Raw genomic sequence first — 13,338 nt, forward strand, 5'->3', positions numbered from 1 at the left:
ATGTTAAAGAGCTTCCATTAAGGAAGCTCTTTTGCTTTCCTCACGATTGCTTTGACCATGCCTTTGAAGATAAACAGATGCGCTGGCATCATGGCAAACCAATAGAGCAGGCCGAGTAACCCTTGTGGGTGCCACCACGCCGTTACATTGAGTCGTCGTTTGTCACCTAGGTCTTCGAGTGTGAACTCCAATCTTCCTAATCCTGGCCCTTTCATACCAAAGAATAATGACAAGAATTGGTTTGGTTCACAGCGAATCACTTTCCAAGAATCAATATGATCACCGACTTTGAGCTCTGGCCCTGCCGGAGAGCGGCGAACGGGGCGACCTCCACCGAAAAAGAGATCAAGCCATTCACGAGTGCGCCAAAGAACGTTGGCAAAAAAGTAACCTTCTTTACGGCTACCAATTTGACGAACAATTTGCCACAGCTGTTCACTCGTCAAATGAGTTTCAATGGTCGCCCCGGTTTGCTTGGGGTAGTAGCCATAACCCGCTTGCCAACGGTTAAGCGCTGCGGGGTCAAATCCCCACACTTCGCTGCGAACAAACGTACCTTCCGCTGCGATGCTGTCGCTCACCATCTGTTGAAATGAGATCAAGGTTTGTGGGTAACGCTCGCGGATTTCTTCAGATTCGGCAATAAAATCATGCTCAAGGCCAGACAATAGCGCGGCTCCGATGCTGGAAGGGACAGAAGTGACCACCCCCAGCCATTTTGAAGCTAATGATGGGGTGAGGAGGGCCGTTGACCATAGTCGAATGGGTTTTTTAATAACATCACTAATGACCTGAAACTGCTCTCTGTAACTCAAAGTGTCTGGACCTCCCACTTCATATAAGTGGTGCTGCGAAGGCGTTTCTTTCGCTAGACAGAGTAGATAGTGGTTGAGGTTTTCTAAAGCAATTGGGTTGGCTTTGGAATCAACCCACTTTGGCGTGATTAAAACGGGCATGTTGTAGACGAAATCTCGCATGATTTCGAAAGCCGCTGAGCCTGCACCAATGATGACACCTGCACGCAATTCAGTGATCGGAACTCCAGCCTGTCGAATGAGATCGCCAGTCATGCGGCGCGCTTTCAAATGCTCGGAATTGCCGGTTTGTGGCTGAATAGCGCTGAGATAGACGACGTGCTGAACTTGACTCTGCTCTAGTGCGAGTTTGAAGTTTTCTGCTAGAGACAGTTCATAGTCTAGAAAGTCGTGGCCATGGGCCATCCCATGAACGAGGAAATAGACCAGCTCAAATTGAGGAACCAATGCGAGGGTCGCTTGGCGATCGGCAAGATCAAGGTATTGAATCGTTAAATTCGGATGAGGGGTAACTCGCGCCGACAGATAATCGATTTGTCGTGCAGCCGCTGTAACTTGGTAGCCTTGCTCACACAGCTGAGATAATAACTGCGAGCCCACGTAACCTGACGCGCCAAGTACGAGCACTTTTTTCATTCCGTTCCCCTATGAAATCTATGGTTTCATTATTCAACTGATCATATAATGCTCAGCTAATTTTTCCTACTTTTCAGACCCTTGTTGTTGGTCGGTGGCGCTCTATGTTTTCTCAAATCTTATACCATACCAAAGGTGACTTTCTACGCCGCTTGATTGCGATTGCATTGCCGATCACGTTGCAAAGTATCATGTTCTCTAGCCGAGGTTTGGTCGATGTCCTTATGCTCGGTCAACTTGGCGAAGCTGAAATTGCGGCCGTCGGTGTTGCCGCCCGCGCTACTTTCGTCACAACAATTATGCTGGTCGGTGTGACAACGGGGGGCGCGCTGCTTACAGCCCAGTATTGGGGGGCAGGGGATAAACAGGGCGTGCGCGAGAGTACGGCGCTAACTTGGCTAGTATCCACCCTATTTGCCGCTATCACCGCAGCGTTGTTTATTTGGTTCCCTAATCAGGTCATGAGCCTAGCGACGAACTCTCCTGAAGTGATTGCCTTAGGGGCTGAATATCTGGTGATTACCTCAGTCAGCATGTTTGCCGTTGCTTGTGTCGCAAGTATGGCCGTTGGCCTTCGCGCCATGCATAAGCCTGGGCTGAGTACGTTCTTTAGCGGCATTGGCATCTTGTCTAATATTTTCCTTAACTGGGTGTTCATTTTCGGTAAGTTTGGTGTGCCGGCAATGGGGATCAAAGGTGCCGCGATCGCGACGGTATTAAGTGGTGCGATTGAGGTGATCACCCTGTTTGGCTATCTGCATGTTAAGAAGCATCTATTGGCGTTTGGACTTGCCGACATTAAAGCTGTCATCGATTGGCCTAGAATCGTTAAGTTTCTAAAGCTGTCTCTACCGACCACTTTTAACTTCCTTGCTTGGGCTGGCGGCTTGTTCGCTTACCATGCCATTTTGGGACACTCTGGCGTACAGGGCCTAGCTGCTTTGTCGGTGATGTCTCCGGTCGAATCAATTTCATTGGCGCTTTTGATTGGTATGTCCAATGCTGCTGCGGTTTTGGTAGGAAACCAAATTGGTGCCAAGAATTACGAAGCCGTGTATTACCAAGGTGTGGGTGTGACGATTCTGAGTCTCATTGTCGGCATTGTCGTCGCGATTGTTCTTTTCTTAGTGCAGGGATTGGTGCTTGACTCCTTTACCGCGCTGACGGATGAAACTCGTGCTCTGGCTGAAAAATTTATGCTGGTGTTGAGTTTGGGTATTGTGCTGCGTTCGGTACCTATGATGACCATTGTGGGTGTGTTAAGAGCAGGTGGTGACGTTAAGTTCTGTTTATACCAAGATCTGGTCGCGCAGTGGTTGATTGGTATCCCATTGGCGGCTGTTGCAGCCATTGTTTGGGGCTGGCCACCCGAGTGGATATACGTACTGTTTTTGACAGAGGAAGTCATCAAATGGTTTGGCTCTGTCTATCGAATGACAACACGCAAGTGGATTCGTAATTTGATCGAAAATTAGACCTTGGGCGATAAGTTGGTGCAATTTAATGCATATCTTGTGATCTAGTATCCAAAATGCTTCCTAGTTCGAACGATTTAGTGTAGATTCACAGTCCAATTTTTATTGTTTTCGAGAGTTTTGATGCTACAACTAACAGACCTAAGTAAAGGCTATGTAGACGGGGGCGAATTTCACCCTGTTTTACAAGGTGCTGAGTTGTCTTTGAAGCAAGGTGAACAGGTCGCATTAATGGGAGAAAGTGGCTCAGGTAAAAGCACTTTACTCAATCTCATCGCGGGTTTAGACACCGTTGATTCTGGTGAAATTTGGTTCCCAAACTTCACCATGCATCAAGTCACCGAAAGCAAACGCACCGCTTATCGCCGCAACAATATTGGCCTCATCTTCCAACATTTCAATTTACTTCCAACGCTTAATATTGCCGACAACATTCGATTTTGCCGTCAGTTGAAAGGTCTGCCGGAAGATCAAGGTTTATGGCGTCAGATCCTGTCGGCCTTAGACCTAATGCCATTGTTGGGACGTTACCCTGAAGAGGTGTCTGGTGGTCAGCAACAGCGTGCGGCCATTGCGCGCGCGCTATATATGGAACCTAAGCTGCTTCTCGCAGATGAGCCTACAGGCAGCCTTGATGAGCGAAACGCCGAAGCCGTTATGCGACTGCTGACGTCACTCACACGCCAATTAGAGTGTACACTGTTGCTTGTCACGCACAGTGAGCGGGTGGCGGGGCACATGGAAGGTCGCATTCGCCTACAAGGAGGGCAACTGCATGTTATGGCCCGTAGTTAAAGCACTACTTGGCCACTACAGACGTTACCCCTTTCAAATCATTCTTGTCTGGCTTGGTCTTACTCTAGGTGTTTCGCTATTGGTCGGTGTTAGCTCGATCAACAACCATGCTCGTCAAAGCTACGAGCATGGAGAAAAACTATTTTCAAACCCTCTTCCTTACCGCATTCGCCCTAAGCACACCATCAATAAAATACCGCAAGGCTTTTACATTCAACTTCGTCGCGATGGGTTTACTCAATGTGCGCCATTTGAAAGCTTAAGAGTTCATACCGATAAAGGTACAGACCTCATGTTGGTCGGCATCGACCCTGTGGCAATGTTAAAAATGCAGTCGGGTGCGTCTTTGGATGATTTAGCTTCGTTGCAGTTGATGCGTCCTCCTTATCCAGTATTAGTCAGTGAAGATCTTGCCGCGCACATGAAGTGGCAAAACAATGATTTCATACGTCTTGAAGATGGTAGCAAGCTAGGCCCGATTCTGGTTGATAATGAAGGTAAGCTGAACGGAACTCGCATCATTGCCGACATGTCGCTGTTGCGCATGCTAGAGCGCAGTTCTGGAATATCGGTCATTGCTTGTGGTGAAATGTCGCCAGAGAAACTCGCGAAACTGAAAGCAACCTTGCCAAATGGTATGGAGTTAAGTCGCAGCTCTCGAGCGGAGTTGGAATCGTTAACTCAAGCCTTCCACATGAATCTAAGTGCGATGGGTATGCTGGCATTTTTAGTCGGCCTGTTTATTTTCTATCAAGCGATGTCGCTCTCGTTGGTGCAGCGCCAACCTTTGGTTGGGATTTTGCGTCAAACGGGTGTATCAGGATGGCAGTTAGCTCAGGCACTTTTGTTGGAGTTATTCTTCCTTGTTCTGGTGAGTTGGTTATGCGGTAACATTTTAGGTTTGCTACTAGCAAATCAACTTATTCCTACCGTTTCGGCTAGCTTAAGCGACTTATACGATGCCAACGTTGGCCTAGCGCTAACTTGGAGTTGGAGCGCAAGTCTATACAGCCTGTATCTGGCATTAATTGGTGCGGTTGTTGCCTGTGCGTGGCCTTTGATTCGTTTGTTGCGTTCGCAACCTATTCGTTTAACCACGCGTTTATCATTGGTTCGCTTTGCGGGAACCGAGTTTACGATTCAGGCCATGCTTGCTTGTATGCTTTGTGTGGCGGCGATTGCTATCTATCAGGCTCCACAAACACAAGAGTCAGGCTTTGCCATTATTGCGTTGATGCTTTTAAGTGTGGCGCTCATCACGCCGTTTTTGATCTGGAAAGTGTTTGATAGTTTCGCGTATTCGCTCCGTTGGGTGAAAGCGCGTTGGTTCTTTGCCGATGCCGCCGCTAGCATGAGCTATCGTGGGGTCGCGACCATGGCCTTTATGTTGGCGATGGCGGCCAATATTGGGGTAGAAACTATGGTTGGTAGTTTCCGAGACACCACGGATAAATGGCTAAGCCAACGCTTGGCGGCGGATCTTTATATTTACCCAAATACCAATGCAGCGGCGCGAATGAGTACTTGGCTTGGTAAACAGCCTGAAGTAGACAAAGTCTGGTGGCGTTGGGAAAAAGAGCTAAACACCTCAAAAGGCCCTTTACAAGTTGTGAGCTCTGGCGGCTCTGAAGGAGAACTCGATGCGCTAACAGTGAAGCTCGGAGTGCCGAATTACTGGTATCATTTACACCATTCTAGAGGGGTTATGATCAGTGAATCAATGGCGTTGAAACTCGATATTAGACCCGGTGACTACATTGATTTAGCAGGAGAGTTAGGCCAAGGCTGGCAAGTTGTCGGCGTCTATTATGATTACGGCAATCCGTACAATCAGGTTTTGCTCTCGCATCGTAATTGGCTGTATGCCTTCGCTGGGGGCGGCAGTGTTGCATTAGGTGCTGTGCTCAAAGACGGTGTAAACCCACTAGGCTTGAAGCGTCGCATGGAATCAGTGTTTAGAATTGACGGTGAACGTATCTACGATAACAGTCATATTCACAAACAAGCGATGCGTGTTTTTGATCGAACTTTCTCGATTGCTGATACGCTAGGCAACATCACGTTAGTTATTGCTGTGTTTGGTATCTTCTTCGCGACGATAGCGGGCGAAATCTCAAGGCAAAAGCACGTGTCACTGCTGCGCTGTTTAGGAATGTCGGGTAAAGAGTTAGTGATTATGGGCAGTTTGCAGCTATTTGTTTTTGGTGCAATTTCTACCTTGATCGCAATGCCGCTTGGTTTGGCCTTGGCAAGATTAGTGGTCGATATTATCATCAAGCAATCTTTCGGTTGGACATTAGAGTTGCAATTGGTTCCTCATGCCTACCTACATACAGGTGCATTAGCCATGTTGGCATTGGTCATCGCGGGAGCCATCCCTGTGATTCGTATGGTGAGAGGGACGGCGATGAAGTCTTTGAGGAACTCGTTGTAAAATGAGCAACAAAATAGTAGGCATTGCTGGAAGGGTCTTTTCCTTAGCGCTCATTTTGGGACTGGTTTATTTGACTTGGTCCTCTAGAACCCACCAAGACCATGAACAATCATCAACCGCACAGTCGGTCAGTTCGGTACTGACATCCAAACCGAGTCAAGTTTTCGAACCCGTTCTGCCTAATTCCCCGGTTATCTTGCCCAAAGACTTTGCCTTTCATAACGACTTTCAACATGAATGGTGGCACTACTTTGCCAATGTCACCGACCAGTACGGGGAAGAGTATGGCGTTCAATGGAGCTACTTTCGCATTGCCAGTCACGATAGCGATTTTTCCGGTTGGTTGAGCCCGCAACTTTTTGTTTCACACGTTGTGGTGACACAAGGGCAGAGAGTATGGCGTGAACAGCGCATGGCGCGCGGTGGTATCGGGCAAGCAGGCATGTCTAACCGACCGTTTCGGATCTGGATAGATAACTGGAACTGGCGCTCTTTAGGGAGTACCCCTTTCCCCGGACAGCTAAGTGCTTCCTCTGACCATTTTAATGTGAGTTTAACCACAGTCACTCGTGGCCCATTTGCATTACCTGGTGATGGTGGCTACCGACAAAAACACGACTTACTGCCTGTTGCCTCTTACAACATTATTGCTCCGTTTCTCCGTGTGAAAGGCACGCTCGATTTAAATGATGGGCAATTGCTGAATGTTGAAGGGCAGGCTTGGATGAGTAAGGAGTGGGGCAGTGGCCTGATGGCGGAAGGCCAGCAAGGTTGGGATTGGTTTGTACTCCATCTCGATGATGAAACGACCTTGTCCCTGAGCCGATATCGCCATGACAAGCAGTTGCCTTACGTATTCGGAACTTTAACGACCAATGATGGAAAAGTGATTGATCTTGCTCCTAAAGATGTGTCTTTAGTTCCTTTAAAAGTGAGCTTTATGAACAATGGCAAGCAAGTACCGCTGCATTGGGAAATATCGATCCCCGAATACGGTATTCAACTGACCACTGAGCTGATGAATACGCAACAATGGTTGCCTTTCGTTATCCCTTACTGGGAGGGACCGATAAAAACCAAGGGTACCCATCAAGCAAAAGGATTTATGCAACTGACGGGCTACTAGCTTAGTCTTTGATTAATAAGAACACTATTACCAAGAGCGGCTTCTCACAGAACGGGAAGCCGCTCTTTTGCATTTGTAGGCGTATTTAAACTTCTTGCCTATAATTGGATCAGGAAAAAGGGAAGTAATATTGAGGTTTATATCGGAAATTCCGAAATGAAACCTCTAAACAAGCGATTTTCCCTGATGTTTTGTTATCTATACACTCGTCTGTATTCTTTGTTAATCGCTTATTAACATAATAAATATAAGGAAGATATCATGAGTGATATTATTCGCGATTTTTTCAAGATGGAGTCTGCTGGTGGCATTTTGCTTGTAATCACCGCGGCCATCGCTATGACCATTGCTAACTCTCCTTTGGCAGACGTTTATCAGGGCGCGCTACACACCTACGTACTTGGCATGTCAGTGTCCCACTGGATCAATGACGGCTTAATGGCTGTGTTCTTCTTACTTATTGGTCTAGAAGTAAAACGCGAGCTGCTAGAAGGCGCACTAAAGTCAAAGGAAACGGCTATTTTCCCAGCCATTGCCGCGGTAGGTGGTATGTTGGCTCCGGCTTTAGTTTATGTACTGTTTAACTCTGGTGACCCAGAAGCGATTCAAGGTTGGGCGATTCCGGCCGCGACTGACATCGCGTTTGCACTCGGTATCATGGCGCTATTAGGTAAGCGTGTACCGGTTAGTTTGAAAGTGTTCTTGCTTGCTCTGGCAATTATTGATGACTTAGGTGTTGTCGTGATCATCGCACTGTTTTACACCAGTGACCTGTCGACGACGGCACTTGCGATTGGTTTCGCGATGACAGCGGCGTTGTTCTTCCTAAACTCGAGGCACGTCACTAAGTTAACCCCATATATGATCGTTGGTTTCATCTTGTGGGTAGCGGTTCTAAAATCGGGTGTGCATGCAACCTTGGCGGGTGTCGTGATTGGTTTTGCTATTCCGCTCAAAGGCGAGAAAGGGAGCTACTCTCCACTCAAACACATGGAGCACGCGCTTCACCCTTACGTTGCCTTTGGTATCTTACCTATCTTTGCATTTGCCAACGCGGGTATTTCGCTGGAAGGGGTTTCATTTGCAAGCTTGGGATCTGCACTGCCGTTAGGTATTGCGCTTGGTCTACTCGTTGGTAAGCCGCTAGGTATATTCTCATTCAGTTGGGCTGCGGTGAAACTGGGTGTGGCTAAACTGCCAGAAGGGATTAACTTCAAGCATATCTTCGCAGTATCAGTGTTGTGTGGTATCGGCTTTACCATGTCCATCTTCATCTCGTCGCTGGCATTTGGTCAGGCGAATGTTGAGTTTGATACCTATGCTCGTCTTGGTATTTTGATGGGGTCGACAGTGTCTGCTGTGCTAGGTTACGCATTGCTTCGTATGTCGCTACCTCAGCCAAAAGCCTCTGCTGCGAGTAGCACCAACGAAGTTAACTCTCACCACTAATATTGTGGGTTAGCAAAGATAAACGAAAGCGCCTCGTCTTGTGACGAGGCGCTTTTCTTTTTTGGGTTACTTTTCTTTGGTGGTGAAGATTGTCCATTCTTCAATGACTTCTTCATCCAAACCGACAACGGTAGCCGTGACTTTACGGTTCAACGCATGGGAAGTCTCATCATCACCTTGTGCTTCTAACCGAGTCTCACCATAGCCGATGATAGATACGCGGCTTGGCTCCACATAATAAGAGAGCAATTCGTCTTCAACAGCATGTGCTCTTTTCTTGGAGAGCTCTAGGTTGTATTCGGGTTCACCCACTTTACTGGCAAAGCCTTGGATTTGAATCGAGGCCGACTGATATTTCTCAAGAAATTCTGCCATGGTTTGAATTTGATCGGAGAAAATAGGGTTAATCTCATAAGAATCATTGGCGAACAAGATTCTCAATTGGCGCTCTTCCTCTGTTTTCAGCGATTCACCACAACCATCATTATCGACCTGTGCACCGAGCGGTGTGTTGGGGCAGATATCTCGGGCGTTGACCACTCCGTCTCGATCGTCATCCGTTAAGTCGGCAATTTGATCGGCTACAGGGGTGTCTATGTAATCATACTCATCTTGAGCGGAAACCGCTGTCGTTACAGCGACGGCTAGGACAGATAGGGGGATCATTATTAAGGATTTCATAATCAATACTCCACTCGCTCGGTCCACTCTTTCGGTGTATCGACCAATAGCGCGTCAAGTAGAACACCTGTCGCGTTCATCACTCGATATTTAGCGTACTGCTCTGCGTAATGTGCGTCTAAATAGTCTTTACGTGCTTCAAACAGTTCATTTTCCGTGTTGAGTAAATCCAGTAAGGTACGTTGACCGATTTTGTATTGCTTCTCATACGAGATAACCGTTTCAGCCGCGGAATCGACGTGATCAGCCAAGAAGTTTTTCTGCTGCAGTGTTAAGTCAAGTGCACTCCAAGATAAACGCAAGCCTTCTTCAACTTGTCTGTAGGCATCATCTCTGAGGTCTTTGGCTTTGTTGAGTTGGTATGCGGCACGCTCTGAAAGGTCGCTGTCCGAGCCGCCATTAAACAGGTTGTAGCGCATACGAATCATTGCTAGCGTTTCTTCACTTCGTCCTTCATCACCCCCAGCGTCATCTCGCCACGTTTGACTCGCTTCGATTGAGAATGTGGGGTAGAAGTTGCCCTTTGATTGCTTGTACTGGAAGCGAGCGGCATCCACATCAATCACGGAAAGTTTGATCACCGGGTGATTGTCGTTGGCTTGTACAATGGCATCCGTTAGGGAGAGAGGCAGTTTTTCTTCATCGGCTCTGGGGTAGATTAGGCCTAAAGGATCCTGACCGACAACTCGACGAAACTGGGTATGGGTATCGACCAGGTTATTTTGCGCGGCAAGCAAGTTGCCGTGTGCTTTAGCAATACGAGCTTCCACTTGGGAAACATCAGCCGTAGAGCCAATTCCTGAATCCGCGCGCCGCTTGATGTCTTTGTAGATTTCCTTGTGTACCGCTAGATTGCTTTCCGAAAGCGCTAATATTTCGGTCGCTTTGACCGCATCTAGATAGATATCAGTCACTCTAAGTGCCAAATCTGACGCATCAGAGAGTAGTTGCAATCGGATTGATTCAGCTTCGGCCGCTGTTCGATCCATGTCATTGAGTGTTGATGAGCCATCCCAAATCAACTGCGTCAAGCTTACCGTTGCTTCCTTCCTTGTAAGGTCGGTTGTTTCTCGTCCCGTGGAGTCTGCGGGTTCGATTCTTTCATAGCCAATTCCTGCGTCTAAATCGATGCTAGGTAAGTAAGCTCCACCAGCAGCATCGTTTTGTTTTACGGCGCTTTTAAACTCATTGAATACGGCTTTGATGTTTGGGTTGGTCGCAAGGGTAATAGCCACTGCTTGCTCGAGTGTTTGTGCGTAACTGTTCGCACAGGCGATGGCAATTCCGGTTGCCATCAGTGTTTTTTTCCAGTTCAAGGTAACCTCCTTAATCACTGGTGTCGTACACCTAATGAATTAGGTTGGGGTGTCGGTTAGGTGGAAATATTAAGGAAAGCTTAGTTCAATTAGTGAAAAAGTGAGATTTGTGGCCAATAAATCGCAGTAATAAGTTACTGATCTATCATTTTTCGTTGGTACTTTTTTGTCATTCAGTGGTTTATCAGTTGTGAGACGTCTAGCTTTATAGGATGCACCCTTACGCCCAAAATTTGAGCAGAATAATTGGGCTCCACAGCTAGTCATGCAACTGGGAAGTTTGGCTATGAATATGAAAAGTCTCGCTACAATAGCACTCGCCAACACAACGGTGGTTATCGATACCAATGGACAAATTCGGGAGTTGTTGCCTGGAGAAGTCCCTGGACCGGGAGATGTTGTCGTTGTCCTAGGACAAGGATCGACAGCTGCAACGGAAGTTGGCGCTCAAATTGTCAATGATGATGGTGGCTTAAATGAGCTTAATTTAGACAATGAAATCGCCGCGATCTTCGAGCAGATTGAACAAGGCGTCGACCCGACACAGAACGAAGACTTTGCGACTGCGGCAGGTGGTCAGAATGGGTCTAGTCCGACTGGGTCTGGAGATATTGAGCGGACAGGTGCTGAAACTTTAGCATCAACATCTTTTGATACTACGGGTTTAGAATCTCAAGGTTTATCTGAAACACAAAGCTTAGCGTTGCTTGAGCTGGTTGAAGACTCGTTGACACCACAAGCCATTATTTTGGGTGACGACAACGTACGCGAAGATGAAACCGATGAGCCGCTTGTGCTCAATGGTACCTTGATTGCGACAGACACCGATGATCCTACGTTTGTTCCTCAAGACAATGTCCAAGGATCCTATGGTGTCTTTTCCATCGATGCTGATGGTAACTGGACGTACACCGCTGACTCTGCCTACGACGAGTTAAACATTGGCGATTTGGTGTCTGATATTTTTGAAGTGGAATCGAGTGACGGTACTCTCTCCACGGTCACGGTCACCATTGACGGAACCAACGATCTTCCGGAGTTTGTTGAAGTGGGGCAAGAGCCTATTGAATTGTCTCCATTTGCTGTTGACTCCTATTCCTTTGATTATTCAGAAGGGACCGACGCGGGTGTCACCATAGGTCAAGTCGCTGCTACGGACCCTGATAACAGCGTACTTATCTTCAGTATCTCTTCAAATTTACAAGACGGTGACGGCAACGATCTGTATCAAATCGATTCAGAAACGGGTGAAATCAGTCTGACCGAGGCTGGTGCCGCTGCGTATGTTAATGACTTCGAAGTTCTCGCGAATTCGCACACAATTGAAGTGACGGTAACGGAAGGGGACGGTATCGGAGAGCCTCAGTCCGCGACCGTAGACGTGTTCTTAAATGAACAGAACATTGATGATAACCCTCCTGTTTTCGAAGGAACCGATCCTGAAACAGGCACATATGCATTCGCTTATGAAGAAAATGTCACCGACGATTATGTCATCGGTACGGTTTCCGCAACGGATCCTGATGGTGAAAACGTCACTTACAGCATTACGGTTAATGTGACCAATGATGCCGATGAGCCGTTATTTGAAATTGATTCTGTCAGCGGTGAGATCAGCTTGACCGCTGCTGGTGTGGTAGCCTTCACTAATGACTTTGAGCTGGCGGCGAACGTCCACAACATTACCGTGACGGCGACAGAAGATGAAGGGCTTGGAGAAGTCAATTCTACAGACATAAACGTTGAGTTGAGTGAGCTTAATGTCGATGAAGGCGGGCCAATTTTCTACGATGACGATGAAGAGACGCCCGTTGAGAATTATGCATTCGAATATAACGAGAACTCTCTCGACAGTGATGTCATTGGGACGGTATTAGCAATAGACGGTGATGGAGAAAACGTCACCTACAGCATTACGGCGAATGTAACCAGTGATGCTGATGAGCCGTTATTTGAAATTGATTCTGTCAGCGGTGAGATCAGCTTAACCGCTGCGGGTGTGACTGCGTTTACTAACGACTATGAGTTAGCGGCGAACGTTCATAACATCACTGTGACCGCAACGGAAGATGAAGGGCTCGGAGAAGTTAATTCAACGGACATCAATGTTGAGCTGACAGAACTTAATTTAGATGACAATGCGCCGATCTTTTATGAGGATGAAGAGCCAGTACAAAGCTATGCATTTAGTTACAACGAAGGTTCTGAGGTTGGTGACGTCATAGGTACTGTTTTAGCCATTGATGCTGATGGCGAAAATGTTACTTACAGCATAACAAGTAATGTAACTAACGATGCCGATGAGCCGTTATTTGAAATTGACTTTGTTAGCGGTGAAATTGGTCTGACTGATGCTGGTGTTGAAGCGTTTACCAATGACTATGAGCTAGCGGCGAATGTTCATAACATCACGGTCATGGCAACGGAAGACGAAGGCTTGGGTGACGTTAAAACGACCTCGATTGATGTTGAGTTGAGTGAGCTTAATATCGATGACAACGCACCGATCTTCTACGAAGATGACGAGCCGGTTCAAAGTTATGCGTTTGAGTACAACGAGAACTCAGAGCAAACCGACGTAATAGGTACCGTACTCGCGGTTGATGCCGAC

General features: G+C 47.3%; 9 protein-coding genes. 6 read left to right on the forward strand and 3 right to left on the reverse strand.

Features of this window, described 5'->3' with window-relative positions:
* Window positions 1-17: 17 nt before the first annotated feature.
* Window positions 18-1,451, reverse strand: coding sequence for a DUF2867 domain-containing protein (locus RH45_RS05905; RefSeq protein WP_008074945.1), 1,434 nt, complete (start codon window positions 1,449-1,451; stop codon window positions 18-20).
* A 104-nt stretch (window positions 1,452-1,555) separates the two neighbouring features.
* Between RH45_RS05905 and RH45_RS05910 the strand changes: the two genes are divergently transcribed.
* The 5 genes from RH45_RS05910 to nhaA all read left to right on the forward strand — a co-directional run bounded on the left by RH45_RS05910 (window position 1,556) and on the right by nhaA (window position 8,730).
* Window positions 1,556-2,926, forward strand: a complete 1,371-nt coding sequence (locus tag RH45_RS05910; RefSeq protein ID WP_008074947.1) for an MATE family efflux transporter — start codon at window positions 1,556-1,558, stop codon at window positions 2,924-2,926.
* 123 nt (window positions 2,927-3,049) lie between these two features.
* Complete coding sequence (locus tag RH45_RS05915; RefSeq protein ID WP_008074948.1) at window positions 3,050-3,721, forward strand: ABC transporter ATP-binding protein; 672 nt, start codon at window positions 3,050-3,052, stop codon at window positions 3,719-3,721.
* Window positions 3,702-6,155: an ABC transporter permease gene (locus tag RH45_RS05920; protein WP_008074950.1), complete on the forward strand. Its 2,454-nt coding sequence runs from the start codon at window positions 3,702-3,704 to the stop codon at window positions 6,153-6,155. The genes RH45_RS05915 and RH45_RS05920 overlap by 20 nt, the downstream gene beginning before the upstream one ends.
* A 1-nt stretch (window position 6,156) precedes the next feature.
* Complete coding sequence (locus RH45_RS05925) at window positions 6,157-7,281, forward strand: lipocalin-like domain-containing protein (protein WP_008074951.1); 1,125 nt, start codon at window positions 6,157-6,159, stop codon at window positions 7,279-7,281.
* 261 nt (window positions 7,282-7,542) lie between these two features.
* On the forward strand, window positions 7,543-8,730 hold the full coding sequence (nhaA, locus tag RH45_RS05930) for a Na+/H+ antiporter NhaA (RefSeq protein WP_008074952.1): 1,188 nt from the start codon (window positions 7,543-7,545) through the stop codon (window positions 8,728-8,730).
* A 66-nt stretch (window positions 8,731-8,796) separates the two neighbouring features.
* Here the strand turns inward: nhaA and RH45_RS05935 are convergent, their stop codons facing one another.
* Window positions 8,797-9,411 carry an OmpA family protein gene (locus RH45_RS05935; RefSeq protein WP_008074953.1) on the reverse strand — a complete coding sequence of 205 codons (615 nt, stop codon included), beginning with the start codon at window positions 9,409-9,411 and terminating at the stop codon, window positions 8,797-8,799.
* Window positions 9,412-9,413: 2 nt separating this feature from the next.
* Window positions 9,414-10,706: a TolC family outer membrane protein gene (locus tag RH45_RS05940; RefSeq protein ID WP_039958267.1), complete on the reverse strand. Its 1,293-nt coding sequence runs from the start codon at window positions 10,704-10,706 to the stop codon at window positions 9,414-9,416.
* 307 nt (window positions 10,707-11,013) lie between these two features.
* Between RH45_RS05940 and RH45_RS05945 the strand changes: the two genes are divergently transcribed.
* Window positions 11,014-13,338, forward strand: a 2,325-nt coding sequence (locus tag RH45_RS05945) for a VCBS domain-containing protein (protein ID WP_008074955.1), incomplete at its 3' end; no start/stop codon positions are given.

The organism is Vibrio sinaloensis DSM 21326 (assembly GCF_000189275.1).
GTDB classification, from domain to species: Bacteria; Pseudomonadota; Gammaproteobacteria; order Enterobacterales; family Vibrionaceae; genus Vibrio; species Vibrio sinaloensis.

Excerpts from the sequence above, each read along its gene's own strand:
- RH45_RS05905 (WP_008074945.1), bottom strand. The coding sequence starts at position 1,451 with ATGAAAAAAGTGCTCGTACTTGGCGCGTCAGGTTACGTGGGCTCGCAG.
- RH45_RS05910 (WP_008074947.1), top strand. The coding sequence starts at position 1,556 with ATGTTTTCTCAAATCTTATACCATACCAAAGGTGACTTTCTACGCCGC.
- RH45_RS05915 (WP_008074948.1), top strand. The coding sequence starts at position 3,050 with ATGCTACAACTAACAGACCTAAGTAAAGGCTATGTAGACGGGGGCGAA.
- RH45_RS05920 (WP_008074950.1), top strand. The coding sequence starts at position 3,702 with ATGTTATGGCCCGTAGTTAAAGCACTACTTGGCCACTACAGACGTTAC.
- RH45_RS05925 (WP_008074951.1), top strand. The coding sequence starts at position 6,157 with ATGAGCAACAAAATAGTAGGCATTGCTGGAAGGGTCTTTTCCTTAGCG.
- nhaA (WP_008074952.1), top strand. The coding sequence starts at position 7,543 with ATGAGTGATATTATTCGCGATTTTTTCAAGATGGAGTCTGCTGGTGGC.
- RH45_RS05935 (WP_008074953.1), bottom strand. The coding sequence starts at position 9,411 with ATGAAATCCTTAATAATGATCCCCCTATCTGTCCTAGCCGTCGCTGTA.
- RH45_RS05940 (WP_039958267.1), bottom strand. The coding sequence starts at position 10,706 with ATGGCAACCGGAATTGCCATCGCCTGTGCGAACAGTTACGCACAAACA.